The 1,263-nt window shown below is 64.3% G+C and carries 1 protein-coding gene; it reads right to left on the bottom strand.

The features are described 5' to 3' along the window. Positions 1-1,263 (bottom strand): condensation domain-containing protein (locus HX846_RS34030; protein ID WP_178967132.1); only part of this gene is annotated, 1,263 nt, incomplete at both ends.

The raw sequence follows: 1,263 nt of genomic DNA, 5'->3' as shown, positions 1-1,263 counted from the left end.
GCCCAGTTGCGCGGTCCAGTAATCCAGTTGGCGCTGGCGTTCGCCGGACTCCAGCCACTGGCGCTGCCACACGCTGTAGTCGAGGTACTGCACCGGCAGTGGCGCCAGTGGCGATTCGCGGTCGTCGATGAACGCTTCATACAGCGCACTGAGTTCACGGGCAAAGATGTCCATGGCCCAGCCTTCGGTGACGATATGGTGCAGGGTCAGCACCAGGTAATGTTCCTGCTCGCCGGCCTTGACCAGGCAGGCGCGCAGCAGTGGACCGGTTTCCAGATTGAACGGCGTGTGGGCTTCATGATCGGCCAGTTGCTGCACACGCCGTTGCCGCTCGGCCTCACTGAACGCCGAGAAATCCTGCCAATCCATGCGCACGCCGGTTTGCGCCGCAACCTTCTGCTGCGCCACGCCATTGATGCTCGGGAAAGTCGTGCGCAGGGTTTCATGACGCATGATCAAGGCCTGCAACGCCGCCTCGAAACGGCCCACGTCCAGCACCCCGCGAAAGCGCGCCATGCCGCCGACGTTATACGCCGGGCTGTCGGGCTCCATCTGCCAGAGGAACCACATGCGCTGCTGGGAATAGGACAGTGGCACCGGTTGGCTGCGGTCGACCTTGCCGATGGCCAGCTGTTGGTTACGTTGCCCGGCGGCCTGGATCAGCCGGACCTGCTCGGCGAAAGCCCCCAGCTCGCTGGCGTCGAACAGCGTGCGTAACGGCAGTTCGACGTCACAGGCCTGGCGGGTGCGGGAGATGATTTGCGTCGCCAGCAACGAATGGCCGCCAAGGGCGAAGAAGTCGTCCCGCAGGCCGATGCGTGGCAGCGCCAGGACTTCACGCCAGATCGCGGCGATTTGCTGTTCCAGCGCTGTTTCAGGTTCGACGTGCTCACGTACCTGCCACACCGGTTCCGGCAAGGCGCGGCGATCCAGTTTGCCGCTTGGGCTCAGGGGCATCGCGTCCAGGCGCATCAATTGCGCCGGGACCATGTACTCCGGCAGCTCGGCGGCCAGGGCGGTTTTTACGTCCTGTTCATCCAACGGTTCGCTGGCGGTGTAGTAACCGATCAACTGCGCACCGGCTGCGGTTTCCCGCACCAGCACCACCGCTTGGGCGATGCCGTCGAGAGCCAGCAGGCGGGCTTCGATTTCTTCAGGCTCGACACGGAAGCCACGCAGTTTGACCTGCTGATCCAGGCGCCCGAGGTATTCCAGTACCCCATCGGTGCTCCAGCGCACGCGGTCACCGGTGCGATACAGGCG

The organism is Pseudomonas sp. K5002 (assembly GCF_013386655.1).
In the GTDB taxonomy this organism is placed as follows: Bacteria; Pseudomonadota; Gammaproteobacteria; order Pseudomonadales; family Pseudomonadaceae; genus Aquipseudomonas.
This window is presented reverse-complemented; position numbering and strand designations above follow the sequence as displayed.